Raw genomic sequence first — 24,599 nt, 5'->3', positions numbered from 1 at the left:
GTGGCTTTGGCGCGGCTTTAGACATGGGTCGTTCAGGGGTCTAGCGCGAAGGGATATTGGCTAAGCGTCAAGGGAAGGCGAGAGAATGACGAAGCGGAAACGATCGGTTGCCGACGGCAGGGCCATGCTCGGCCTTGCCGCGGCTGCCCTGTACGGAGCCGGTTTGGCTGGATGCGCCACGATCGACGGGTCGGCTTCGCCGGAGGCGGCACCTGCCAGCATCACCTACGAAACCGGGCCATGTTTCGGAGCCTGCCCGGTCTATCGCGTGACGGTCACGGTGGACGGCCAGGGATGGTTCGAAGGCAGGCGTTTCACTGCGGTGGACGGCGAGCGGCGCTTCAGCCTGAGCCGCGCCCAATATGAAGCCTTCGCGCGTCACCTGTCTCCGCTTCGGCCGGACACGGGATCGATCCGCTATTCCGGCGAGAACTGCACCATGATGGCGACGGACATGCCTTCCGCCTCAGTGGAATGGAAGGATCCCGGCGGCAGCGTCCAGAATCTCTATTTCTATTTCGGATGCGACATGGAAAAGAACCGGGCGCTCGCGGAACGGCTGCGCGCGGCGCCGGAACTGCTTCCGATCGCCGCCTTCGTCAGGCCGGCGAAGTGACCTGTTGAGCCGGACGCGCCCGCGCCCTACATCATTATCATGCATTTATCGCCCGTCACCGAACTGACCGACCGCGCCCGGGACGTCTTCCGGATGATCGTCGAAAATTATCTCGGCACCGGGGTTCCGGTCGGCTCGCGGACCATTTCCAAGCTTCCGGGCATCAATCTGTCCCCGGCCTCGATCCGCAACGTCATGCAGGACCTTGAGGAGCTGGGCCTGCTCAGCCATCCGCATACGTCGGCCGGACGGGTGCCGACCGAGGGCGGCCTGAGGCTGTTCGTCGACGGCATGATGCAGGCGGCCGAGCCGAGCCCGGCCGAGCAGGCGGCGATCGAAGGGAAGCTCGAACGGGGCGCCGGCCCGATCGAGGATGCGCTGGCGGCGGCGACGTCGGTCCTGTCCGGACTTTCCGCTTGCGCCGGCATCGTCCTCGTTCCCAAGCGCGAGCCCGTGCTGAAGCAGCTTGGCTTCGTCATGCTTTCCCCCGCACAGGCCCTGGCGGTGATGGTGGGCGGCGACGGCAGCGTCGAAAACAGGGTCGTCGATCTGCCACCGGGCGTTACGCCGGCGGCGCTGACCGAGGTCGCCAATTATGTGAGTTCGCGCCTCTGCGGCCTCACCTTGCAGCAGGCGCTTGCCAGGCTGACCGAGGAAATCGGGGCCGGCCAGGCGGCGCTCGACCAGGCTGCCCAGGAACTGATCGCGCGCGGGCTGGCGCTGTGGTCCGAAGACGGGAGCAAGCGTCCGGTACTGATCGTCCGCGGCCAGGCCAATCTGCTTGACCAGGCGGCCGCCGCCGACCTCGAGCGTGTGCGCCAGCTGCTCGATGAACTGGAGGGCAAGCAGGAGATTGCGCGGCTGCTCGACAGCGCCCGGGCGGGGCAGGGGATGAAGATCTTCATCGGATCCGAAAATAAGCTCTTCGCGCTGTCCGGCTCCTCTGTCATAGCCGCGCCCTATCGCGGCGGCGACGGCAAGGTTGTCGGTGTCGTCGGGGTGATCGGTCCGACCCGGTTGAACTATGCCAGGGTCGTTCCCATGGTTGATTTTACCGCACAGGCGCTAACGAGATTGATGGCATGAACGACGAACAGAATTTAGGGGACGACATCCAGGATTCGGGGCAGGAACAGGGCCAGGATCGCCAGGGCGAAGGCGCCGAGGCGCCGGCCGAAGCCGACCGGCTTTCGGAACTCGCCAAGGAACTGGAGGAGGTCCGCCAGCATGTCCTCTACGCCCAGGCCGAGACCCAGAATGTCCGGCGTCGGCTGGAACAGGAAAAGCAGAATGCGGCCGCCTATGCGGCCACGGCATTCGCGCGCGACATGCTGTCGGTGAAGGACAATCTGGACCGTGCCCTTGCCGCCATTCCCGAGGATTTGCGAAGCGACGAGAAGATGAAGCCGCTGGTGACGGGTATCGAGGTCACGGGACGCGAACTCGACACCGTCTTCCAGCGCAACGGCATTACCCGCATCGAGGCAATGGGCCAGCCGCTCGATCCCAACCGGCATCAGGCAATGGTCGAGATTCCGAGCGCGGAGGCCGAGCCTGGCACGATCGTGCAGGAAATGCAGGCCGGCTACATGATCAAGGACCGGCTGCTTCGTCCGGCGCTGGTGGGCGTGGCCAGGAAGGATTGAAGACGGCGCCGCTCCGCGGCCGCATTGGCCGGAATACTCCAGGAAGATCCGGGGGTTTCCGCGATCCACTGGATTTGAATGTCCCCAACGGATGGGTAAGGCGCTGGCGGTTCGGTCCGGCATTGGCCGTCGCGCGGCGACCATGTCGCCGGTGCGCGGCGCTGGCATAAGCGGCAGAATGGTCTAGGCTCCCTCTCCAAGGGGGATCCTCATGGCATCGACCGGGACGGCACCGGCACATGAAGTCCAGGCCGGCACGGGTGACCGTGCCTTCCTGGGCCATCCGAAGGGCCTGGCCTATCTGGCCTTCACCGAGGCCTGGGAGCGCTTTTCCTATTATGGCATGACGGCGCTGGTCGTCCTCTACATGGTCCAGCAATTGCTGCTGCCTGGCCATGTCGAGAATGTCGCGGGCATGGCCGCTTTTCGTTCGACTCTGGAAGCGGTGTTCGGTCCGCTCTCGGTCCAGGCGCTGGCCTCACAGACGTTCGGCCTCTATACCGGCCTAGTCTATTTCACGCCGTTGTTCGGCGGAATGATCGCCGATCGGCTGCTTGGCGCCAAGCGGACCGTTATCATCGGCTCCCTGCTGATGAGCGCCGGCCATTTCGCAATGGCTTTCGACCAGAGTTTCCTGCTCGCGCTGCTGCTGCTGATTCTCGGGTCCGGCTGCCTCAAGGGGAATATCGCGGCCCAGGTGGGGCATCTCTATCCCGTTGAAGACGTCACGCGGCGCACCAGCGCTTTCACGCTTTTCAGCATGGCGATCAATTTCGGAGCCGTCGCGGGCCCGCTGGTGTGCGGCCTGCTGGCGCAGCTCTACGGCTGGCATACCGGGTTCGGGGCCGCCGGCGGGCTGATGCTGCTGGCGACATTGATCTACCTGGCCGGCCAGCGCCATCTTCCCGATCAGCGTCCGAGGAAGCGTGATCGTGCTCCGACGCCACCGCTGACAGGACCCGAACGACGGACTGTCGCGCTGCTGCTATTGGTGGCTGCGATCACGATCTTCCAATCGGTCGCTTATTATCAGATCTACAATGTCGGCCTCATATGGATTCAGGGCCATGTTGATCTGGCCACGCCGCTGGGTGCGATCCCGGTGCCATGGTTCAACTCGATCGACGCATTTTTCAGCATCATCGCCGTTCCACCATTGATCTATCTATGGGCCCGCCAGGCGCACCGCGGCCGCGAGCCGAGCGACGTCGCCAAGATCGGGATCGGCGCCATGATCGCAGCCGCATCCGCTGGGCTGATGGCGGTGGGAGACCTGCTTGCCGGTTCCGGCAAGGTGAACGCGCTTTTCCCCTTCCTGGCGTTCGGGGGAATGGGCATTTCGTTTCTCTATTACTGGCCGCCGCTTCTCGCTCTCATCTCGCGCGCGGCCCCCGCCAGCGTCAACGCCACCATGGTCAGCGGCGCTTATCTAACCTTGTTCGTCGGCAATATCCTGATGGGCTGGGTCGGCAGCCACTATGAGAAAATGACGCCCGCGGCGTTCTGGACGATCGATGCCGGCATTGCCGCAACGGGCGCATTGCTGGTCTGGCTGTTCGGAGGCCGTCTCACGCGCGCATTGTCGACTCCATGATGTCCGCCACGAGTGGAGGGTCTTGAGAAGTCCGGACTTCCCTGGAACACCATTATCCGGTCGATAAATTCCGGTCCAACCTTCCCAGGAACTCGGCGATGCCCGGCATCTTCACGTCGAATCCGCCCGGCACGTTGGAAGATCAGGTTTCGGGCCATGGCGTAAAGGGGAGGATGGAGCGATAGGTCGACTGCGGCGGCGCGCCCGGCACGATCGCTCCTTCCCGCAGCAGAAAGAAGTGGCGAACGATTTCCGCCTGCTGCTCCAGCCCATAGCGGGCGAGCGGCCATGATGGGCGAAGCGCATAATCGTAGCGGCAACAGGGATGACGCATGAGCGGCAGATAGAAGCGGCCCCGTTCCTGGGATTGCCAGACGTGGGTCATCTCATGGATGAACAGGCCTTGCGCAGGCAAAGGTTCGCGGGAAAAATCCTCCGACCAGAGATGGCTCTTCGGATGGAAATGAATGTGGCCGCAGGGCGCCATGACGATGTTCCGCGGCTGAAAGGGAAACCATTTCCCGCGCACGATCGTAGCCTTCGAATAATCTATCGAGGATCCGAAGACGGACCCGGCAAGCGCGCATTCGCCCGGCGTGAGGGGTCTGGCCTTAATGTCCCGCATGCTCCGGGCCGCTTTCGCCGAGGGCCTTCAACTCGGCCTGGACGGTGACCGGAGGCGCCGATCTGAAGCGGAAGGACAGCGGGATCTTCTCCCCCGGGCGAAGCTTGGGATCGAGGCCGAACAACATCAGATGCTTGCCGCCGGGTTCGAAACGGATCCGATCTTCGCCGGCGAAGGACGCCACGGAAAGCGGGCGCATCATCGACATGGTGCCTTCGGTGACCGTCTCGTGCATCTCCACCTTCGCCGCGGGGCTGGAGACCGCCACGATCGCCTCGTCCTTCGTCGTCGCCGTTGCGGTAAAATAGGCTGCCGCCGGCCGGCCCGGAGCCGCCGGGAGGCGGACCCATATATCCTCTACGGAGACGCGCGGAGCCTGCGGCTCCCTCCCGCAAGCGGAGAGGAGGAGGGCGAGAGCCAGCGAAGCCGAGCCGGCGATAGGGCGCAAGCTGTTGATCATGCGCGCTCCCTTAACCGCCTTGCGCTTCTTGTCGCCAAAAAAACGACCCCTATATCGGTTCCGAAACACTCGCGTGCCTCGTTTGCAGGGCGCGGGCGAGATTCATTTTGGGGCATAAGAGGTTCATATGGCAAAAGTTATCGGTATCGATCTTGGCACCACCAACAGCTGCGTCGCCGTAATGGAGGGGAGCAAGCCCAAGGTGGTCGAAAATGCGGAGGGCGCGCGCACCACGCCGTCCATCGTCGCCTTCGCCAAGGATGGCGAAAGGCTGATCGGCCAGCCGGCCAAGCGCCAGGCTGTCACGAATCCGGACAATACGATCTTCGCGGTGAAGCGCCTGATCGGGCGCCGCTTCGACGATCCGGTGACCAAGAAGGACACCGAGCTCGTTCCCTATCATATCGTCAAGGGCCCCAATGGCGACGCCTGGGTCAAGGCGGGCGGCCAGGATTATTCGCCCTCGCAGATTTCCGCCTTCATCCTGCAGAAGATGAAGGAAACCGCCGAAGCCTATCTCGGCGAGACGGTCAGCCAGGCGGTGATCACCGTTCCGGCCTATTTCAACGACGCCCAGCGCCAGGCCACCAAGGATGCCGGACAGATTGCCGGCCTGGAAGTGCTGCGCATCATCAACGAGCCGACGGCGGCTGCTCTGGCTTATGGCCTGGACAAGCAGGACGGCAAGACGATCGCGGTCTATGACCTTGGCGGCGGCACGTTCGATATTTCCGTGCTGGAGATCGGCGACGGCGTGTTCGAGGTGAAGGCGACCAACGGCGACACCTTCCTGGGCGGCGAGGATTTCGACGCCAAGATCGTGGAATATCTCGCCGACAGCTTCAAGAAGGACGAAGGCATCGATCTGCGCGGCGACCGGCTCGCGCTGCAGCGGCTGAAGGAAGCGGCCGAGAAAGCCAAGATCGAGCTGAGCTCGGCGCAGACGACGGAAGTCAATCTTCCCTTCATCACGGCCGACCAAAACGGCCCTAAGCACCTCGTCAAGACGATCACTCGCGCCGATCTCGAAAAGCTCGTGGCCGAGCTCATCAAGCGGACGCTCGAGCCGTGCAAGAAGGCGTTGGCCGATGCCGGCGTCAAGGCGGCCGACATCGCCGAGGTCGTGCTGGTCGGAGGCATGACCCGCATGCCGCGCGTACGTGAGGTCGTGAAGGAATTTTTCGGCAAGGAACCGCATACCGGCGTCAATCCCGACGAAGTCGTCGCGATGGGCGCGGCGATCCAGGCCGGCGTGCTGCAGGGCGACGTCAAGGACGTGCTGCTGCTGGACGTCACGCCATTGTCGCTTGGCATCGAGACGCTGGGCGGCGTGTTCACGCGAATGATCGACCGCAACACGACCATTCCGACCAAGAAGTCGCAGACCTATTCGACCGCCGAGGACAATCAGAATGCGGTGACGATCCGCGTGTTTCAGGGCGAGCGCGAAATGGCGGCGGACAACAAGTTGCTCGGCCAGTTCGACCTGGTCGGCATTCCGCCGGCGCCGCGCGGCGTGCCGCAGATCGAGGTCACGTTCGACATCGATGCGAATGGCATCGTCAATGTCTCGGCGCGCGACAAGGGCACCGGCAAGGAGCAGCAGATCCGCATCCAGGCGTCCGGCGGCCTCAGCGATGCCGACATCGACCAGATGGTGCGGGACGCCGAGCAGTTCGCCGAAGACGACAAGAAGCGGCGGGCTTCGGCCGAGGCGCGAAACAATGCCGAGAGCCTGATCCACACGACCGAGCGCCAGCTGGAAGAGCACGGCGACAAGGTGGACGAAGCCTTGAAGTCCGAGATCCAGGCTGCGGTCGATGAGACCAAATCGGCTGTGGAGGGCGGCGATACCGACCAGATCCAGGCGAAGGCGCAGGCTCTCGCCCAGGTCGCCATGAAACTCGGCCAGGCGATCTACGAGAAGGAGCAGCAGGCGGCTGCATCGGCCGGCGGCGCTTCATCCGGCGAGGGCGCCGGAAATGCGGAAGCCAATGCCGGCGAGGATGTGGTCGACGCGGAATTTTCTGAAGTCGACGACGAAAACAAGAGCTGAGAAACATGATCAGGCCCCCGTCCTTCCTCGAAACGTTTCGGGAAGGGCGGGGGCTGCCGCTTTCGGGGTGGGGCAATTCTTTCAATGTTTGACGCGGATTATTACGAACTGCTGCAGATCGAGCGGACGGCGGACGAGCGCACGATCAAGACTGCCTATCGCCGGCTGGCGATGGAATGCCACCCCGACCGCAATCCGGGCTGCAAGGATTCTGAGGCGCGCTTCAAGGCGATAAGCGCCGCCTATGATTGCCTGAAGGACCCGCAGAAGCGTGCCGCTTACGACAGGTTCGGTCACGCCGCCTTCCAGAATGGCGGGATGGGCGGTGGCGGCGCCCAGGATTTCGGATCCTTCTCCGACATATTCGAGAATATTTTCGGCGAATTCATGAACAGCGGGCAGGGCGATCGCCGCAGCAACGCGCTGCGCGGGTCGGACCTGCGTTACGATCTCGAGATCAGCCTGGAAGATGCCTATCAGGGCAAGCAGATCGATCTGCGGATCGACACGAGCGTGCGATGCGAGCCGTGCGACGGCACCGGTGCCAAGGCCGGAACCAGCGCGCGTCGCTGCACCATGTGCGACGGACGTGGCCAGGTCCGTGCCAGTCAGGGTTTTTTCGTGGTCGAGCGAACCTGCCCGACCTGCCGCGGGCTCGGCGAAGTGATTGCCGATCCGTGCGACCAGTGCCGCGGCGAGGGGCGGGCGGAAAAGCAACGGTCGCTGGAGGTAAGGATCCCGGCCGGAGTCGACGAAGGCACCAGGATCAGGCTTTCAGGCGAAGGCGAAGCCGGCGTGCGGGGCGGCCCGTCGGGCGATCTCTACATCTTCATCCACCTGGCCCGCCACGCGCTCTTCCAGAGGGACGGCACGACGTTGTTCACCCGCTGTCCGATCAGCTTCACGACTGCGGCACTCGGCGGGGCGATCGAAGTGCCGGGGCTCGATCGTCAGATGCATGAGATCCGTATTCCCGCCGGCATCCAATCGGGCAAGCAGCTTCGCCAGCGCGGCGCCGGCATGCCGGTGCTGAACGGCCGGGGCCATGGCGATCTCGTCATCCAGGTCGAGGTCGAAACGCCCACCAAATTGTCGGCGCGGCAGAAAGAGTTGCTCGAGGAGTTTCGCACAACCGAAACGGGCGAGGAATGCCCCGCTTCTTCGACATTCTTCAACAAGCTGAAAACGGTTTGGGAAGGCCTGACGGACTGAACCCTGCCGCTTTCCGGCACGGCATGGCTGGATTTCAGGCGCCGTCCTGATCGCTTCCCGCGCGGCTCTCCACAAGCGCACCGAGCGCGCGGGCAAGGTTCGAATAAGTATAGGGCTTTTGCACGACCTTGCGTTCCCGATGCGGTGCCGGGAGCTGGGCCTGCTCGCCATAGCCCGTGGCGAAGATGAACGGGATGCCGAGCGCGGCCAGACGGTCGGCAATGGCGTAGCTGTTCTGATCGCCGAGGTTGATATCCAGCAAGGCGAGCGCCGGAGGCTGGAGCCTGATCTCGTCGAATGCGGCCTCGACGCTGGCGGCCGTCGCGATCTGCGCCGCGCCGAGACGCGTCAGGATGTCCTCCGCGTCGAGTGCGATGATGAGGCTGTCCTCGACGAGCAGCAGGTCGAGCCCTTCGAGGATCCGATCCGAGCTGGAATCGGCAACCACTGGTGCGGGCTCGGGGAATTTTATCGCAGGACCCTTATGATCCCTGGGCTCGGACACGTGCCGACCGGGAATGCGGAAGCTCGCTTCCACGCCTGTCGGCGGATAGTCGATCTTCGCCTTGCCGCCGAGGTCGTAGGGAATGGAGCGGTTGATGATCGTCGTGCCGAATCCCTGCCGCGTGGGTGGTTTCACCGGAGGCCCTTCGCTCTCCTTCCATTCGATGCGCAGATCGCCTTCATCGTCCCTCGACCAGGTCACGTGGACGGTCCCGTGATCGGACAATGCGCCATATTTCGCCGAATTCGTCACCAGTTCATGGAGGACCAGGGCCATGGTCGAGAAAGCCTGGGGGTTGAGCAGGACGAGCGGCCCTTCGACCTTGATCCGATCTGCGCGGTCGGCGAGGAAAGCTGCGGCCTCGGCATCGATCAAGGCCCTGAGCGGCGCCGGACCCCAATGATCGTCGGTGATCTGATTGTGGGCGCGGGCCAAAGCATGGACGCGGCCATCCACAAGCCGGACGAAATCCTCGACGCTGGCGCCCTCGGCCGGCTTGGACTGGCGGATCAGCCCGCGGATCACCCCCAAGATGTTGCGGACGCGGTGGTTGAGCTCGGCGATCAGCAGTTCCTGCCGCTCACTGGCCTGCTGTCGTTCGGCGCTGGCTTCGTCGGAAAGACGCAGCACCACCTCGATCAGGGTGGCTCGGAGCGTCTCGGCGACGCGCAGCTCGGACTGGGTGAAGGGCTGTGACCGCCCTCGGACGGTTTCCTTCCACTCCTCGAAGCTCTGCCTCGGCGTCAGCCGCGGTCCATTGGGACCGAGCTCCGTCGGCTTGTGCGGGTCGCCGCCCCAACGGACGGAGCGAACCAGCTCGGACCGAAACAGGACGACATAATCGCGGGAATTGCGCGAGATCGGGATCGCCAGCATTCCGGCCACGGGGGCAGCGAAACCCTCCGGTTCGGGAACCAGCGAGGCGATGCAGTCGGTCGCATGGATTTCGCCTGGTGGCAGGACGCTCAATGCGCTGATGATGCGGGCGAAATCGCCGCTGTCCGGGGTCATGCCCGAGGAGGCGTGATTGCCGTTGATCCAGACGCCGACGCCATCGGCCGGGATCGTCGTGGTCAGGATGCTGCTCAGCCAGTCGGGATCATTGAGCAGGGTTTCGTCGGAAGCAACCGCGCCGAGCAGCTGATCGGAAATGTCGCGGGCCCGGCGCTCGAATTCGACCGTTTCCTTGCGCTCCCGGCTCTCCAGGCGGAGCGAGAACATCTGGGCGAAAAGCTCCGAGACCGAGCGCCGCTCGAACGTGATCGTACGTGCCGAATAATGATGGCAAGCGAACAGGCCCCAGAGCTTCCCTTCGACGATGATCGAGATCGACATGGACGCCCCGACCCCCATATTCTTCAGATATTCGATATGGATGGGGGATACGGCACGCAGGATCGACAGCGACAGGTCCAGAGGGTCTCCATCCGCGTCCCGTTCGGGGACGATCGGCACCGGCTCGGCATTCACATCCGTGATGATCCTGAGCAGGTTGCGGCGATAGAGCTCGCGTGCTTGTTGCGGTATGTCGGTGGCAGGATAATGGAGGCCGAGGAAAGAGCCGATCCCCGATCGGACGCTTTCGGCCACGACCTCGCCCGAACCGTCCGCGGCGAAGCGATAGACCATGACGCGGTCATAGCCGGTGAGGCCGCGCACCTGGCGAGCCCCTTCGCTGAAGAAAGCTGGGAGGTCTTCGACCGTATCGAGGCGGGCGACCATGGAACGCACGGTGCTGGTGGCATCGCCATGTTCGTCGCTGCCGGGCTCCGCCTCGACGACGGTCAGGTCGCGCGAGGCATGGACGGCGATGTCATAGGCCCGGTCGTCGTCGAGCAGCTTGCAGCCGAATATCCGTTCGACCGAATCGGCGCCGCGCAATATGGCCGTCCTGTTGCGAAGCATGTGGATGGCTTCGGATGACAGGATTTCGGCGAGCGGCCGGCCGATCAATTCTTCCGGACCCGAGCCGAGGAAATCGGCGACATTGGCGGAGACCCGGGCAATCACCCAGTCTTGCGTCAAGGCGATCAGGAAGCCGATCGGCTGGATGGCTCCCAATATATGTATCGGCTCGCGGTCGCAATTGGTGAGGTCGACCCTCGAGTAGCTTTGGTTCACGCGGGCTCGGCCCCTAAATGACGCCGTCCGGCGGCCTCGAAACAAGCGAATGCGGCCCGCGCGGCTTGAAGCGCAAGGCCGATTCGAACGGTTCCGTAAAGATATTCGTCCAATATTTCCAGCAGCTTCGGCCAACTTCCGGGCCTGCCCTTCGTCCCCAGGAAATTTTGCGGCAGATCGGCCGGAAGGTTGCGCTTGAGCAAGGCTCCGCCCAGCCGCGATCCCTCGATCACATAAAGGGCGCCGAGCGCCGAGGCGTCGTCGGTGAAGGTCATTTCCGCCATCGGCATTGCAAGGGGAAGGCCAAGCTCGCGCAAATCCTGCCGGAGCCGGTCGCCGCGTCGGCGGGACGGCCAATCGGCTACGAGATGCGCGATGTCATGCGCATCGATCGCGGCCTCAATCGGCAGGAAGGCCTCTGCCTGGGCAATGAGGAACCGGCCATACTCGCCCGGGTCGCGAAGATCGAAGCCGCCGAACAATGCGTCGACCCGTTCGTGATGCCGCGCCGTCCCGCCCCGCAAGGCGGCCCGTACGCTCATGCTCCGAAGACGCGCTCGAAGATCAGGTCGACCTGCTTCAGATGGTAGCCGAGGTCGAACCGTTCCTCGATCTCTTCGTTCGAAAGCAAGGCGGAGACTTCCGGGTCGGCCTTCAGCAATTCCATCAGGGAAAGCTGTCCGTCCGATTCCCACACCTGCATCGCGTTGCGCTGAACGAGGCGATAGGCATCCTCGCGCGCGGCGCCCGCCTGGGTCAGGGCCAGCAGCACCCGCTGCGAATGGACAAGACCGCCCATCCGATCGAGATTCTTCTGCATGCGGTCCGGATAGACGAGCAATTTGTCGACGACACCGGTCAGGCGGGCAAGGGCGAAATCGAGCGTGACGGTGGCGTCCGGCCCGATATAGCGCTCCACCGAGGAATGGCTGATGTCTCGTTCATGCCACAAGGCGACATTTTCAAGCGCGGGCGTGACGTAACCGCGCACCATGCGGGCAAGGCCGGTCAGATTCTCCGTGAGGATCGGGTTGCGCTTGTGCGGCATGGCCGAGCTGCCTTTTTGACCCGGCGAGAAATATTCTTCCGCCTCCAGCACTTCGGTCCTCTGAAGATGGCGAACCTCTGTAGCCAGCCGTTCGATCGACGAGGCGACGACGCCAAGGGTGGCGAAGAACATTGCGTGGCGGTCGCGCGGTATCACCTGGGTCGAGATCGGCTCGATCTTGAGACCCATCCTTTCGGCGACATGGGCTTCCACGCGGGGATCGATATTGGCGAACGTGCCGACCGCGCCGGAAATCGCGCAGGTGGCGATCTCTTCCCTGGCCGCCACCATCCGTTCGCGGCATCTCGAGAATTCGGCAAAGGCGAAAGCCAGTTTCAGGCCGAACGTCACCGGCTCCGCATGAATGCCGTGGCTGCGGCCGATCGTCGGGGTGAGCTTATGTTCGTAGGCGCGCCGCTTCAACACGGCGAGGAGGGCATCCAGATCCTCGATCAGCAGATCGGCGGCGCGGCTCAGCTGCACTGCGAGGCAGGTGTCGAGCACGTCCGAGCTGGTCATGCCCTGGTGCAGGAAGCGCGCTTCGGACCCTACATGTTCGGCGACATTGGTCAGAAAGGCGATGACGTCGTGCTTCACTTCGGCTTCGATCGTGTCGATCCGCTCGACTTCGAAGGCACCCCGTTCCCACACCGCTGCCGCGGCTTCCTTCGGTACGATTCCGAGCTCCGCCATCGCGTCCAGCGCATGGGCTTCGATCTCGAACCAGATGCGGAACCTGGTCTCCGGCGCCCAGATGCTGCTCATCTGCGGCCGCGAATAGCGGGGGATCATGCCTGTTTTCCTAATAGGGGGCGGAAGGGGCGGCGGTAGCAAAGTCGTTGAACGCCATCAATCAGGCTCGATTGCCGATTTTTCAGTGGATTCGCGGCTCCAAGCCTTTCTCCCCTAGGGGGCGATCTCGGCTGGGGCGGTAATATCCTCAGATCAATCCCATGGCCCGCAGGCTGCTATGTCCTGTTGCCCCGATGATGACATGGTCGTGGACCGTCACCTTCACATGCCGCCCGGCCTCGACGATCTCGCGGGTAAGGCTGATGTCCTGGCGGCTGGGCTGCGGATCGCCGCTAGGATGATTGTGCAGGAGCACAGCCTCAGCGCTTAAATGGTTGAGTATCGAGCAGAAAACGAGTGGATGCGAGTTCATTGAGAGCGGTGAATGGGATCGGCATCGCATGCCTCCCCATGATGATCAGCCCTGATCCTGCTCGGTCAGCGTGGGTCCACGTGACGCACGGCACCTCACGAGATTCTTTTCGTCCCAAGCGTCGAGAGCGTTAATGGGGTAGAGTACCGCCTTCCCAATCTTCACAAATGCCGGCCCTACGCGCATAGCCCGCCAGTTGCGCAACGTGCCTACGCTTATCTCGCCGCGGTAGCGCTCTGACACCTCCTCAGCCGTTAGATACCTCAAGCGCTCCACCCTCGTCCTCCTCAGCAACTGTGCGTACCGTGCAGAACTTGACCGTCACGAATAGCCTTGGGAAGACCCTTGAACTAGATGTGGAGTGAAGACAGGCGATCGGCGGGTCTCGTAGGCTGTGCCGGAGGAGAGGCCGGATTGCTTTACTACGAATCTGGGGGTCAGAGGTTCGAATCCTTTCGGGCGCGCCATTCTTTTCAAGTGCTTAGATGCGTCCGCTCGTTCTAAAGAAGCTGCTTAGAACGGTGGTTAGAACAGCAAAGTGGACCTACACACCTCGGCGCGGGCATCAGCGAGTCGAATTCCTCACCTGGGACTGCGTATGGAGCTAAGCTGCGCCGAATGGCTCAAGCTCCTCGATTGGTGAGCATCGGCTCCGGCGGCATGCTGGTTACGCCGCTCAACAGTGCCCACCCCCTGGGGAGCGGAGCAGGTTTCGTCGTAGCACTGGTGACGCGAACTCGCTTCAGCTTCAAAATTTCAGTTCTCGAGTCTGTCTCGTTGGTGGCGCCGGCTCGCAACCGCGCAGCGTTGATGAGGCAGCTTGGACGTCAACCGAAATCGACAGGTTCATGGCTTCAGAGTGGAAGTTCAGTGAGAAGTGGCAGTCGCAGCGCCTATGCCGGTTTCCGCTCGCACCCGCTGTTCGAGATAGCCTGCGCGATCTACCACTGCGCGGGAACCCCGATCGAGGACCGAAACTACCCAGATTGTGACAAAGGCAAGTGGCATAGAGAAGATGGTGGGCGAGGTGTAGGGATACACCGCCTCTGCATGCCCAAGCACGTTCACCCATATCGTTGGCGAAAGAACGGTCAAACCGAGAGCCAGCAGGACACCCGTCATCCCGCCCCAGACTACGCCGCGAGTCGTGCAGCCCTTCCAGAGGAGCGACAAGAGCAAAACAGGAAAGTTGCCCGAGGCGGCGAGTGCGAAGGCAAGACTTACCATGAACGCGACATTCTGCTTCTGAAAGAGAATACCGAGGATGATTGCGACCGCCGCCAAGCCGACGACGGTTACCCGAGACACGCGCAACTCGTCGTCCGAGCTCGTGTTTCCCTTGCGGATGAGCGAAGCGTAGACGTCATGGCTAACGGCCGACGCGCCGGCGAGGGTGAGGCCCGCTACCACGGCGAGAATTGTCGCGAACGCGACTGCGCAGACGAAGCCCAGAAAAAGATCCCCGCCGATCGCCTGCGCCAGGTGAATGGCGGCCATGTTTCCGCCGCCGCGGAGCCCACCCGTGGAGTCAAGGAATGTTGGATCAGTCGCGACCATAACGATTGCTCCGAATCCGATCACGAAGGTAAGAACGTAGAAGTATCCAATCCAACCGGTCGCCCAGAAAACGGAATTTCGTGCGGCCTGAGCGTCCGGAACGGTGAAGAATCGCATCAGGATGTGCGGCAGGCCAGCAGTCCCAAACATCAGCGCCATTCCGAATGAGATCGCCGACACCGGATCCTTGATGAAATTGCCCGGCGCCATAATCGAGGCACCGCGCGCTGTCGCTTCTGGCTGGGACATGCCCTCCGCCGATGCAAGGGCAGTCTTCACCTCAACTGCGCGGGCGAAAAGCGCGTCGAGCGAGAACCCGAAGCTCGCCATCACCGCTATGGCCATCACCGTAGCGCAGCCGAGAAGCAAGATCGCCTTGATGATTTGGACCCAGGTCGTTGCTATCATGCCTCCGAAGAGCACGTATGCCGTCATGAGTGCGCCTACTATCATCACGGCGTATTCGTAGGGCAATCCAAATAGCAGTTTGATGAGTTGCCCAGCGCCAACCATCTGCGCGATCATGTAGAAGAGGACGACTGCGAGCGTGCTGAATGCGCCGAAGAGGCGAACGGGCCTCTGAGCGAAGCGGAAGGCGACAACGTCGGCAAAGGTGTACCGGCCAAGATTGCGCAAGCGCTCTGCGAGAAGAAACAGTATGATGGGCCAGCCGACAAGAAACCCAGTCGAGTAGATCAGCCCGTCGTAGCCGTCAGCAAATATCTGCGCTGAAATGCCTAGGAAGGACGCGGCGGACATATAGTCCCCTGCTATGGCGAGGCCGTTTTGGAAGCCAGTGATGCCGCCACCGGCCGTATAGAAGTCGGCCGTTGTCTTAGTTTTAAGCGCGGCCCAACGGGTAACACCGAGTGTTACCAGCACGAAGCAGCCGAACATAATGATCGCTGCCCAGTTCGGGGAGCGCGGTTTGATCGTTCCGTCGATCGCTTCCGCCAGCGCTGCGGCTGAGGCGGTCACGAGGAGGACGACGAGCGCAAGCTTCGAGATCTGGCTCACTCGCTTGTGTACTTTTCCACAAGCGCCCGCGCGGCGGGATCGAAGTCTCGTTTGGCTCGCCTCACATAAATCCCCGTCAGAAGTATGGCGACAAGGATCACACCTAGACCGACTGGGATGCCCCATGTCGTCGAATGATCTCCTATCGGACGCGCGAGCAATTCTTTGTTGAAGGCAATGACAAGGATATATCCGAAAAAGACGACGAGCATGACCCCGCTAAGCGCCCAAGTGAAACGTGCGCGTCGAGCAACAAGGGCTTGGTAGCAAGGATCTTCCGCAATCTTTCTGAGTGGCATGACCATCTTCGGATCCACAATTGACGTGAGTTAAGAACTATTTTAGCGCCAATCCGGCGAGCGCGGCCAACGACTACTTAAAGGAACCGAGCGCCCGGATCAGTCCCGTAGCCATACCGGGCTCGTAAGGTGAGTGTGCTCCGTCGTTGACCAATAGGAGTTCGGCGTCTGTCAGCTTTTGAGCCAAATCCCAAGCTGCGCGGGGCGGACAAGTCAGGTCATATCGGCCTTGAACGATTTTGCACGGGACGCCTTCAAGCACATGCACCGCTTCTAGTACATCAGGTAGATAATCCAGAAAGAATCGGTGGTATGTATAATGACATTCTATGCGCGCCTTCGAAATCAACAACGTATCTTCTTCTTTGGCTGCCGAGTCGTTCGAGGTGAAATTCTCCTTCGAGAATGTAAACATGGATTCCTGCCATCTCAGCCATGCTGGAGCGGCTTTCTGTGCCGCCGTCTGATCCTCTCCGATCAGGAGCCGATGGTATGACGCCACAATATCGTCATCCGTGAGTGCTCCAGATGCTTGACGATAGCGACGCCACTCTTCGGGGAATACGGTGGCAGCACCATGTCTTCCATGAAGCCAGGCAATCTCCTCACGCCGTCCGAGGAAGACGCCCCGCAGGATCAAGCCTGCGACTCGCTCACGATGTTCGACAGCGTAGCACAGGGCGAGAAGGCTGCCCCAGCTGCCGCCAAAAATCAGCCAGCGATCTATGTTCAGATGCTTCCTTACTACTTCCAGATCCTGAATGAGGTGCCGCGTCGTATTCTCCGAAAGCTCTCCTAAGGGATGGCTGTCTCCTGCACCGCGCTGATTGACAAGAACCACTCGGAAGGCTTCGGGATCGAAGAAGCGACGATGCTTCGGGGATATGCCGCTCCCCGGCCCCCCGTGCAAAAACACGACCGGTCGACCAGACCGATTGCCCATTTCCTCGAACGAAATCGTGTGGATGCCCGATACTCGGATCGAGCCTCGATTGTACGGCTCGATAGGTGGGTAGAGCCCTGACGGGGTGGCTTCAGTCATCTCTTCAGTACTTCTTCAAAGCCGAGAACGGCCGTGTCGATATCTGCTTCGCTAACGTCCAGATGAGTGATTGCACGCAACTCAAATTCACTCTCTACGCCTATGTGAATTCCGGAGGCCAGCAGTCGTTCGCCAATTGCGGCAGCCGGGATGGCAGTACCACTGACGTCGAGGAAGACGATATTCGTTTCTGGTTCTCCCCACTTGGATCTTACCCCGTTAAGGCGCCCCAACCCGGCCGCGAGCTTTCGAGCGTTTTTGTGATCTTCTTCCAGCCGCTCGATGTTGTGCACAAGCGCATAGAGACCTGCCGCGGCGAGTACTCCAGCTTGCCGCATAGCTCCACCCAGGCGGTGCTTCCAAACCCATGCATTTTCAATAAGGGCAGAGGATCCAGCGAGAACCGCGCCGACAGGGCACCCCAACCCTTTGGAGAGATCTATCCAAACTGTATCGAATGGTGCCGAATACTCGGACGGTAACACCCCGGATGCTACTGACGCATTCAGAAGCCGAGCGCCATCCATATGCATTGCGATCCCCCGATCGACTGCAATTTGGCGGATCTCCCATATATGACCCATAGGCCATACGCTGCCTCCCCCACGGTTGCAGGTATTTTCGATGCTGATCAAGGTTGGGTTTGGGACGTTCCGCTTCCGCGTCCAGGGAATAGTCCGCAAGATATCATCGGCAGAGAATATTCCGCCGCTTGCCTCTATCCCCCGGACAGTCACTCCAGCGATCGCGGAAGGTGCAGCGCATTCCATCGTAAGTAGGTGCGCGCAGCTGCTAGTCAGCACCTCTTCTCCCGGTCGGCACTGTACGAGAATGGCAATCGTGTTGCACATCACTCCCGATGGCAGAAAGACCGCTGCCTCCTTCCCGAGCAACTCTGCCACTCGATCGCAAAGGGCATTGACGGTTGGGTCCGTCCCCTTTTGCTCATCGCCGAGTTCAGCGGTGACCATAGCTTCATACATCCCGGGGGAGGGACGCGTAACTGTATCGCTGGTTAGATCGATGGTTCGTTCGCGCGGCCGCTGCATCACTGCCCCGCGGCAGCGCGTGCGAGATGCGCCGTAAAAAACGCTAGATAGTTGGCCACCGAATAACAGACGATCGCCATCAGGATCGAAACCGGCACCAATGCGGCACGTAGGTGGGCGGCTACGATTGGAGCGGACGCCACGCCGCCGATGTTCGCTGCCGAGGCGATTGCTGCGGTTTGAAGATCAACGCGCAGTATCCGAGCTCCGATGACGCAGATGATCCCGTGGATCAGTATCCAAATCGCCGCCCCGAGAAGAAACACTGGCGCCTCCGCCAGGTTCGTGAATACCGCGCGTGCACCGATACTCGCCGCGTACACGTAAATGAGAACGCTGGCGATTTCGTTGGCGCCTCGCAAACGTACGCCTGGCAGGACGGAAATGACGAGTGCAATGGTGGTCACTAGGAGAATGCGCCATGCTTGGACCGTAACGGCATCACCAACCAGCGGCGCTCGAGATGAGACATATGTCTGGACGATGGGTGACAGCACATCGGCGATCCAAGTTACGGTGACCGCCACCAGCGCCAAGTACAGGTAGTCGAGCATTGATGGGGCCGGCGCGAGCGCATCCTCCGAGGCTGATGTTGATTCCTCTAGCGCCGCGAGCCTCGAGGCGGGCACCCGCGCCCATGCGTTGAAGCGGTCGGCAAAATTCCGGGATCCAAGTAGTACTGGCAGCCAAAATGCGAACAGGAGTCCGTCGGCCATCACAACCAACCCAAACTGCTCCGGGCGCGTTCCAAGCATTTCGGCGACAGCTGCCATGTTTCCGGTGCCGCCGATCCAGCTGCCGGCCAAGGCTCCAAAGCCCTTCCAGCTGTCGCCCGCGAGCCAAGGATGCACAATAGTATATGAAACGACCGCGCCGGCCATAACCCCACCGGTTGCAATCATTAGCAAAAAGAAGCCTTTGCCCAAAATGCGCACTGACTTAGGCAAGTCGATATTGACGAGCAGCAGCACGATGAGAGCGGGCAAGAGATATTGGGCCAAGCCGAGATATAAAGGAGCAGAGGTGGGGATAACGTAAAGGTTTGTCAGAAGAATCGGAGTGAAGTAGACAAGAACAAGTGGCGGGAGAAACCTGAAAATCTTCCAGCTACTGTGCCGTTCGATGCTGAACCAGAACGTTGCAACGCCAAGAAGAACAGCAAGGATCCCCACGCTACTGGTAATCAATGCGCCGCTCATTGTCGACTCGCGGTGGCTGGCGGAGCTGATGTTGATCGCAAAAACGTCCCCGCAACCGCATCCTCAATTTCTGAGGACGAGTACGGCAGTCCTTTTGTCAAAACTTCGTGTCCATTGTCCGTCACCAAGATCATATCCTCGAGATAGTAGGCATCATCGCCGACTGAAAATTGTGGCTCGAATGCCAGCACATTTCCTACTTCAAGCTCGTCGAATGATCTTTCCCCAGCATCAATGCCGACACCGTGGACGTGCCAGGCGTCACGGCGGGCCATACTTGCAAGGATTGCGAGTGCGCGTCGTGCATAGTCAGACCGAACAGAGGGCTGCAGCCGCACAACTTCCTGATGGCTAGCCTCCATCACGTCGACCACACTTGCTCCCGCTCGCAGGACTGACAGCCCTTTCTGGTAGGCTGCAACTAAAACATCCCAAACTTCACGCTGCTCGGGCGAGAACTTCCCCGAGACAGGTACGGTCCTTCCAACATCGCCCTCATAGTGTCCAAGCGTGCATCCGATATCCACTCGCACGAGCTCGCCGGTCTTCATAGGCCTATCTACTCGACGATAATCGAAGAAAAGGCGCCGGATCGCATCACGATGAGCATTCGGCCCCGTCATGGCGAGCGGCCAGAACGAGATACCGTCTCCTGATGCCTTTATGCAGGATGAAACAACACCAACTTCGACTTGCCGTTGCGAGGTTCCTGGCGACACTGCGCCTATGGCCGTCATAAGTGCACCGGCTGAAGCGCGTGCGACTCTTCGAAGAACAGCGACTTCCGATGGGGACTTCGTCCAGCGCATTCTCTGTATGGCCTCATTTGCCGAGATGACCTGAACCCCGGGGAAGCCATGAAGAAGCGAACGACGCCAGAGTTCCTTCTCATTCGCAATCGGCCAAAGCGGCTCGGGTACGCCCGTCATTTCCGCTCGCCTCGGCTCGTCAATATAAAGTTCTTTGACGCCGTCGCGCATGCGGCTCTGAATATACGGCACGAACTTCGACCAGTCCAACACCTGAGATAGCCCGTAGGCACGGGCGCTCGCTTCGCCCGGCTGCAGACTTACGCCCCGTGCCACACGACCATGGGCTGTCGCCTCCGCTGGGACAAACAGAATAGACTGCTTACGAACGCCGTCTAAAACCAGGATTCCGGAAGGCTGAGAACTCAAACCCGTGAAGTAATAAAAGTTTGCATCCTGCTTGAAACCGAATTCCCGAAGAGTCGCTGGGGACGACCGACCGTGAAGAACGACTAAGCCACGAGCATACATGGCCATGAGCTTCGCTCGACGTGCCGCGTATTCATTGAATTGCGCTGATTGGGCGAGTTCTTCACTAGTTCTCTTCTGCGCAAGCGCAGCACTTGCAGTGAGCCACAGCACGGCTGCGACCGATAGGAGCGCGATCTTCGCCATTAATTCGTATGAACTGGCTTGTCTCTGCATCCACAGCCCTCTTCCGCTACTGGCGCTTCGAGCCGGCGCAAAAGCGCTCGCCGCACGTAAGCAGGTTCGAATTCCTATCACGGGAGAGCATCACCCTTGTTGAACCTCCGCGAAAGTATCTGGATTCGCAACTCTAGGTTGCGAATCCATCATCCATCCCGCCCCCCGCACGTAAATACCAAGAAGCTGTAAGCAGGATGGCGTCAATTCTGATCGTGCCGTTTTCGCAAACAGTCAGTTACAAAATGGAAGGCTTTCTCAAGGTGCGTTACCCACTTAGCTTTTGAGCCACACCTCACAGCCCAAGACCCGTCTTCGAAAGCCGCTGGAGCTGCGAACCGAAGCGGACCGGGATGGTGGGAGGGGCGACAACTCGGGAGGGGAGCCGATCAATGCGCAACAGTAGACTAGCTCTTAGCAGTAACCTTTCCCTGAAGATCGGGCTGCTGATTGGCGTCAGCACGATAATCACTCCTCAAACGGCATCGGCTCAAGAAGCACAGCCCGCTACCGCAAGCGACGAGCAACGCGACGATCAGGCCGACACGGCCTCGAACGAAATTATAGTCACGGGTTCACGCATCCCGCGCGCAGGCTTTGATACGCTGGAACCCGCTATAACCGTGGACTCCAGTTACATCGAAAATCGGGGTTTCACCAATGTAGCCGACGCTCTGACCGCCACACCGAGCTTTGGCACCGGTCAGTCCACGACAGGGCTACAGGGCACGTTCAATGCAGGACAAAGCTTCGTTGACAGGTTTGGTCTTGGATCATCGCGAACGCTGACGCTGGTAAACGGTCGCCGTTTTGTTTCAACCAACGCGCCGTCGGTCCAGGGCAATGTCGTTGGATCGCCAGCACCAGCAGGACTCCAGGTGGATCTGAACGCGATCCCGGCCATATTGATCGACCGGGTCGAGAATCTTTCGATTGGCGGAGCGCCGGTATATGGCTCGGACGCCATTGCGGGCGTGGTCAACATCATTCTGAAAACCAAGTATCAAGGCGTGAGATTGACCGCTCAGACTGGGATCACGGAGCGAGGAGACAATTTCCGGGCGAACCTCGCCGGCCTGGCGGGCTTCAACTTCGGCGGTGACCGCGGCAATGTCATGGTCGCATTGACCTATGATCGAAGCGAGGGTTTGGTCGCGACGAGACGCGAGCGCTTCGATCGCGCTTTCAGCTTTCGACCGAATCCGTTGGCAACCTCAGCCTTGGCGCAGATTCCGGGGCGGACGCCAGGCAATGACGGCCGCGTAAACCCGAGCATTCCTTTTAACACGGGCAATGCAGATGGCATTCCCAATAACGTGCTCATCCGAGATCGTCGCGTCGGCCCGTTGACCGAGGGCGGTCTCTTGCTCCCAACAACGGGTTTCCTGGCTGCTGACGGTAGGCCGCTGGGCTTCGGCCCGAGTGGCCAGACGAGGTTGCAATTCGACCCGTCGGGTAATCTCATTCCGTTCAATCCAGGTGTCCCGTTCAGCGCGACCGCATTCTCGGGGGGCGATGGCTTGCACATCGGCAGACTCGAACCATTGCTCACCGACAACGAGCGCTACATGGCGAACTTCAACGCGTCATACGAAATCACTTCAGGGTCATCAATTTTCCTCGAAAGTAGCTTCTTCAAGGGGACCGGTCGAGAGGTAGTGGATCAGGCATCATACAACTCCCCGTTGTTCGGCAACTTTACCAATGTTCAAGGTGGTCTTCAGTTTTCCGCAACCGACCCGCGCCTTAGCGCCGCGTCGCAAGCTACACTTGCCGGTCTCGGCGTGACCCGCTTCGTGTTATCGCGCACCTTTACTGACCTAGGCAATGGCTCAGGTCGATCTGACAATCAGGTCTACCGCGTTGTGGGCGGATACCGCAACAACTTTGACGTCCTGGGTCGACTGATGACCTTTGAAGCGACAGCGAACTATGGTCGCACCAAAGGTAACTACTATCAGACCGAAATAGTTCAGCAGAACTTTGTCAATGCGCTCAACGCGCGACGTGATGCCGCCGGCAACATCGTTTGCGATCCGAATCCGGCTTTCAATGCGGCTCCGGGAACGCTGAGTCCGATTGCTGACCCGAACTGCGTGGTGCTCGATCCCTTCGGGTTCGGGCGGCGGAGTCAGGCGGCCTTGGACTATGTGACCGAAGTCACCCGAGCGAGGTCAACCATCGAGCAGAGGATCTTTTCCGTCAGCCTTTCGTCGCCCAGCCTTATTGATCTTTGGGCTGGTCCGGTTGGCTTCAGCATCGGTGCCGAGGCGCGGCGCGAATCCGGCGCTTTCAATCCGGATCCACTCCAGCTCGCAGGCAGAGTACGCAATGGAGCCATCGTGGCAACCCAAGGCTCCTTCAACACCAAGGAGATTTTCGGCGAGCTCGTGATCCCGCTGGTGTCCGAAGACAACAACATCCCGCTGATCCACTCGCTTGAGACCGAGGGCCGTGCGCGTTATGTGCACAATTCGGTAAACGGCGGCTTTCTAACCTACACCGCGGGTGGGCGCTACCAGCCGGTCCGGGATCTTACATTCCGCGGCAACTATACTCGCTCGCTTCGGTCGCCATCGATAACCGAGCTGTTCATGCCCACTGGTATCGGTCCAGCAAACTTCACCGACCCATGTGGCGCGGCCAACGTCGTGAGCGGCAGTAACCCGACGATCCGACAGCGCAACTGCGCCGCCTTTTATAAATCCTATGGGATTGATGGAGCGACCTTCAATCCGGTTATCTTGGCGTTGCCGGGCCTTACGGGCGGTAACATCAATTTGGACAACGAAGTGGCAAACGCCTACACCTTCGGGGCGGTATTCTCCCCGCGCTTTTTCCCGAAGCTCTCGTTGGCGGTCGACTGGAACCGCATCAAAGTCACCGGCAACATCTCTCAGCTGACGCCCGCGAATATTGGGGAAGGCTGCTATGACAATCCCGATTTTGACCTCGACAACCCGGATCAAGGAAACGCATTCTGCGAGCTGTTGCGACGCGATCGCTCACCGACACGGCTTGGGCAGATTTCGAACGATCCGCTGAACCCGGGAATACGGCTGACCTTTGTGAATGGGGCCTACATCTCTTTCAAGGGCCTGACCGCGACGATGAACGTTCGAGATATTGAGCTCGAGGGACTTGGCTTAGGAAACACTACCCTTAACCTTCTTGGTGACTTCTACTACGTTGATGAGCTTTGCACGTCTAATAACGCGGTTACTGAGACTTGCGTGCAGGGTACTACGGAGAACCCCCGATATACTCTGAGGGCCGCGGGTATCCTAAAGCACGGACCGGTCAGCCTATTTGCGGAGGTCAATTACCGACCGAGCACGAAGTTTAACCTGCTCTTCAACCGCGAATCACAGGACATTTTGGAAGTGTCTGCGCTGACCACCGTCAACGCTGCTATCTCCTTCGAGGAAGACGATTGGTCTATGCGGCTATCGGTCACCAATCTATTCGATAAAGAACCACCATTTCCGTCGACTACTGGCGACAACCTCGGCCGGCGGTTCGTGTTCCAAGCCGCTAAGTCCTTCTAATTGGACCGACTCTGCCAGTACGATTGAATGGGTGCGGGGATGCACCAATTTGACATCATTTTGGCGAGCAATTTCTGGGGACAGTGCACTGACCCCAGAGACAATTTCAAAGAAGCCTCTCCTACGGCGCATCGACGCTCCTGTGAAGCTTGCTGGTGCGGCCGCCACGCGATGAACCGCCCGGTTGGGCAAAGGCCCCCTTGGTGCGCCTGCTGTCTGGGAAGAAAAGGTAGGCAATGTTGGATGAGGACGACCTGTACCATCTGCCGCACTTTTCGGTGTCGCTGTCGACGCCGGCAAGTACTGGTGCAGTAGAGTCCGTAGGAAAATGGCAGGGCGAAATGTGGATAAAGAGGCGAAGTGCACCCTTGGAATGCAGGGTGATA

The 24,599-nt window shown here is 60.5% G+C and carries 19 protein-coding genes; 7 read left to right on the top strand and 12 right to left on the bottom strand.

The window, feature by feature from the left end; translation table 11 throughout:
• Positions 1–85: 85 nt before the first annotated feature.
• The 4 genes from RQX22_RS12550 to RQX22_RS12535 all read left to right on the top strand — a co-directional run bounded on the left by RQX22_RS12550 (position 86) and on the right by RQX22_RS12535 (position 3,856).
• The gene (locus RQX22_RS12550) at positions 86–616 is read left to right on the top strand and encodes a DUF6438 domain-containing protein (protein ID WP_315726884.1); all 531 of its coding nucleotides are present in this window, start codon (positions 86–88) and stop codon (positions 614–616) included.
• A 39-nt stretch (positions 617–655) separates the two neighbouring features.
• Positions 656–1,702 (top strand): heat-inducible transcriptional repressor HrcA, encoded by a 1,047-nt coding sequence (gene hrcA / locus RQX22_RS12545; protein WP_315726883.1) that lies wholly within the window; start codon positions 656–658, stop codon positions 1,700–1,702.
• Positions 1,699–2,262 carry a nucleotide exchange factor GrpE gene (grpE, locus tag RQX22_RS12540; protein WP_315726882.1) on the top strand — a complete coding sequence of 188 codons (564 nt, stop codon included), beginning with the start codon at positions 1,699–1,701 and terminating at the stop codon, positions 2,260–2,262. The genes hrcA and grpE overlap by 4 nt, the downstream gene beginning before the upstream one ends.
• 211 nt (positions 2,263–2,473) lie before the next feature.
• Positions 2,474–3,856 (top strand): peptide MFS transporter, encoded by a 1,383-nt coding sequence (locus tag RQX22_RS12535; RefSeq protein ID WP_315726881.1) that lies wholly within the window; start codon positions 2,474–2,476, stop codon positions 3,854–3,856.
• A 142-nt stretch (positions 3,857–3,998) separates the two neighbouring features.
• Here the strand turns inward: RQX22_RS12535 and RQX22_RS12530 are convergent, their stop codons facing one another.
• Together RQX22_RS12530 and RQX22_RS12525 are read right to left on the bottom strand one after the other, a co-directional pair.
• Positions 3,999–4,481 (bottom strand): vgr related protein, encoded by a 483-nt coding sequence (locus RQX22_RS12530; RefSeq protein WP_315726880.1) that lies wholly within the window; start codon positions 4,479–4,481, stop codon positions 3,999–4,001.
• Complete coding sequence (locus RQX22_RS12525; RefSeq protein ID WP_315726879.1) at positions 4,468–4,941, bottom strand: copper chaperone PCu(A)C; 474 nt, start codon at positions 4,939–4,941, stop codon at positions 4,468–4,470. The genes RQX22_RS12530 and RQX22_RS12525 overlap by 14 nt, the downstream gene beginning before the upstream one ends.
• Positions 4,942–5,068: 127 nt before the next feature.
• On the opposite strand from RQX22_RS12525, the gene dnaK reads away from it, so the two are divergent.
• On the top strand, positions 5,069–6,997 hold the full coding sequence (gene dnaK / locus RQX22_RS12520; RefSeq protein WP_315726878.1) for a molecular chaperone DnaK: 1,929 nt from the start codon (positions 5,069–5,071) through the stop codon (positions 6,995–6,997).
• Between the two features lie 84 nt (positions 6,998–7,081).
• A complete protein-coding gene (gene dnaJ, locus RQX22_RS12515) occupies positions 7,082–8,209 on the top strand; it encodes a molecular chaperone DnaJ (protein ID WP_315726877.1) in 1,128 nt (375 codons plus the stop codon).
• Between the two features lie 34 nt (positions 8,210–8,243).
• Here the strand turns inward: dnaJ and RQX22_RS12510 are convergent, their stop codons facing one another.
• The 10 genes from RQX22_RS12510 to RQX22_RS12460 form a co-directional block, all read right to left on the bottom strand.
• Positions 8,244–10,835, bottom strand: a complete 2,592-nt coding sequence (locus RQX22_RS12510; RefSeq protein ID WP_315726876.1) for an HWE histidine kinase domain-containing protein — start codon at positions 10,833–10,835, stop codon at positions 8,244–8,246.
• The gene (locus tag RQX22_RS12505) at positions 10,832–11,377 is read right to left on the bottom strand and encodes a biliverdin-producing heme oxygenase (RefSeq protein WP_315726875.1); all 546 of its coding nucleotides are present in this window, start codon (positions 11,375–11,377) and stop codon (positions 10,832–10,834) included. Before RQX22_RS12505 ends, RQX22_RS12510 begins: the two co-directional genes overlap by 4 nt.
• Positions 11,374–12,675 carry an adenylosuccinate lyase gene (gene purB, locus RQX22_RS12500; RefSeq protein WP_315726874.1) on the bottom strand — a complete coding sequence of 434 codons (1,302 nt, stop codon included), beginning with the start codon at positions 12,673–12,675 and terminating at the stop codon, positions 11,374–11,376. The genes RQX22_RS12505 and purB overlap by 4 nt, the downstream gene beginning before the upstream one ends.
• A 148-nt stretch (positions 12,676–12,823) precedes the next feature.
• Complete coding sequence (locus tag RQX22_RS12495) at positions 12,824–13,048, bottom strand: JAB domain-containing protein (RefSeq protein ID WP_315726873.1); 225 nt, start codon at positions 13,046–13,048, stop codon at positions 12,824–12,826.
• Positions 13,049–13,915: 867 nt separating this feature from the next.
• Positions 13,916–15,622, bottom strand: coding sequence for a cation acetate symporter (locus RQX22_RS12485; RefSeq protein ID WP_315726871.1), 1,707 nt, complete (start codon positions 15,620–15,622; stop codon positions 13,916–13,918).
• On the bottom strand, positions 15,619–15,927 hold the full coding sequence (locus RQX22_RS12480; RefSeq protein ID WP_315726870.1) for a DUF485 domain-containing protein: 309 nt from the start codon (positions 15,925–15,927) through the stop codon (positions 15,619–15,621). The genes RQX22_RS12485 and RQX22_RS12480 overlap by 4 nt, the downstream gene beginning before the upstream one ends.
• A 67-nt stretch (positions 15,928–15,994) precedes the next feature.
• Positions 15,995–16,963 (bottom strand): prolyl aminopeptidase, encoded by a 969-nt coding sequence (gene pip, locus RQX22_RS12475; protein ID WP_315726869.1) that lies wholly within the window; start codon positions 16,961–16,963, stop codon positions 15,995–15,997.
• Positions 16,960–18,012, bottom strand: coding sequence for a threonine aldolase family protein (locus tag RQX22_RS12470; protein WP_315727102.1), 1,053 nt, complete (start codon positions 18,010–18,012; stop codon positions 16,960–16,962). Before RQX22_RS12470 ends, pip begins: the two co-directional genes overlap by 4 nt.
• Positions 18,012–19,211 (bottom strand): DUF819 family protein, encoded by a 1,200-nt coding sequence (locus RQX22_RS12465; RefSeq protein ID WP_315726868.1) that lies wholly within the window; start codon positions 19,209–19,211, stop codon positions 18,012–18,014. Before RQX22_RS12465 ends, RQX22_RS12470 begins: the two co-directional genes overlap by 1 nt.
• The gene (locus RQX22_RS12460) at positions 19,208–20,635 is read right to left on the bottom strand and encodes an aminopeptidase P N-terminal domain-containing protein (protein WP_315726867.1); all 1,428 of its coding nucleotides are present in this window, start codon (positions 20,633–20,635) and stop codon (positions 19,208–19,210) included. The genes RQX22_RS12465 and RQX22_RS12460 overlap by 4 nt, the downstream gene beginning before the upstream one ends.
• Before the next feature lie 422 nt (positions 20,636–21,057).
• Between RQX22_RS12460 and RQX22_RS12455 the strand changes: the two genes are divergently transcribed.
• The gene (locus RQX22_RS12455) at positions 21,058–24,213 is read left to right on the top strand and encodes a TonB-dependent receptor domain-containing protein (protein ID WP_315726866.1); all 3,156 of its coding nucleotides are present in this window, start codon (positions 21,058–21,060) and stop codon (positions 24,211–24,213) included.
• The last annotated feature ends 386 nt before the right edge of the window (positions 24,214–24,599 follow it).

The sequence above is a fragment of the Sphingosinicella rhizophila genome, assembly GCF_032378825.1.
In the GTDB taxonomy this organism is placed as follows: Bacteria; Pseudomonadota; Alphaproteobacteria; order Sphingomonadales; family Sphingomonadaceae; genus Allosphingosinicella; species Allosphingosinicella rhizophila.
This window is presented reverse-complemented; position numbering and strand designations above follow the sequence as displayed.

Coding starts and splice junctions, on each gene's coding strand:
- purB (WP_315726874.1), bottom strand. CDS start 12,675: ATGATCCCCCGCTATTCGCGGCCGCAGATGAGCAGCATCTGGGCGCCG.
- RQX22_RS12550 (WP_315726884.1), top strand. CDS start 86: ATGACGAAGCGGAAACGATCGGTTGCCGACGGCAGGGCCATGCTCGGC.
- RQX22_RS12460 (WP_315726867.1), bottom strand. CDS start 20,635: ATGGCGAAGATCGCGCTCCTATCGGTCGCAGCCGTGCTGTGGCTCACT.
- RQX22_RS12525 (WP_315726879.1), bottom strand. CDS start 4,941: ATGATCAACAGCTTGCGCCCTATCGCCGGCTCGGCTTCGCTGGCTCTC.
- pip (WP_315726869.1), bottom strand. CDS start 16,963: ATGACTGAAGCCACCCCGTCAGGGCTCTACCCACCTATCGAGCCGTAC.
- RQX22_RS12530 (WP_315726880.1), bottom strand. CDS start 4,481: ATGCGGGACATTAAGGCCAGACCCCTCACGCCGGGCGAATGCGCGCTT.
- RQX22_RS12535 (WP_315726881.1), top strand. CDS start 2,474: ATGGCATCGACCGGGACGGCACCGGCACATGAAGTCCAGGCCGGCACG.
- RQX22_RS12505 (WP_315726875.1), bottom strand. CDS start 11,377: ATGAGCGTACGGGCCGCCTTGCGGGGCGGGACGGCGCGGCATCACGAA.
- RQX22_RS12470 (WP_315727102.1), bottom strand. CDS start 18,012: ATGCAGCGGCCGCGCGAACGAACCATCGATCTAACCAGCGATACAGTT.
- dnaK (WP_315726878.1), top strand. CDS start 5,069: ATGGCAAAAGTTATCGGTATCGATCTTGGCACCACCAACAGCTGCGTC.
- hrcA (WP_315726883.1), top strand. CDS start 656: ATGCATTTATCGCCCGTCACCGAACTGACCGACCGCGCCCGGGACGTC.
- RQX22_RS12495 (WP_315726873.1), bottom strand. CDS start 13,048: ATGAACTCGCATCCACTCGTTTTCTGCTCGATACTCAACCATTTAAGC.
- dnaJ (WP_315726877.1), top strand. CDS start 7,082: ATGTTTGACGCGGATTATTACGAACTGCTGCAGATCGAGCGGACGGCG.
- RQX22_RS12455 (WP_315726866.1), top strand. CDS start 21,058: ATGCGCAACAGTAGACTAGCTCTTAGCAGTAACCTTTCCCTGAAGATC.
- RQX22_RS12465 (WP_315726868.1), bottom strand. CDS start 19,211: ATGAGCGGCGCATTGATTACCAGTAGCGTGGGGATCCTTGCTGTTCTT.
- RQX22_RS12480 (WP_315726870.1), bottom strand. CDS start 15,927: ATGGTCATGCCACTCAGAAAGATTGCGGAAGATCCTTGCTACCAAGCC.
- grpE (WP_315726882.1), top strand. CDS start 1,699: ATGAACGACGAACAGAATTTAGGGGACGACATCCAGGATTCGGGGCAG.